The sequence below is a fragment of the Variovorax sp. AC103 genome, from assembly GCF_979254005.1.
In genome coordinates, this window is record NZ_CEEDFC010000112.1 from 1 (window position 1) to 235 (window position 235).

Genomic DNA, 235 nt, shown 5'->3' on the forward strand with positions numbered 1-235 from the left:
GAACTGCGCACACCGGTCGCCCGCCTGGCCGCGCAAGACTGGAAACCATTTCAAGTAGTGTCGAAACAATCTGACGCAGCCATCATGCTGGGCCATGTCATCCTTGCGGAACACGATGCGCGGTACCCGGTCTCTTTCTCGCGCAGAATCGTGCAGCGGCTGATTCGAGGCGAGTGGGGCTACCTGGGCCTGCTCGTCACCGACGATCTCACGATGGGCGCGGCCTACCACCGCG

General features: G+C 62.6%; 1 protein-coding gene. It reads left to right on the forward strand.

What is annotated here, in order from left to right:
- Positions 1–24 precede the first annotated feature (24 nt).
- Positions 25–235, forward strand: a 211-nt coding sequence (locus AC0IYU_RS35010; protein WP_472127009.1) for a glycoside hydrolase family 3 N-terminal domain-containing protein, incomplete at its 3' end; no start/stop codon positions are given.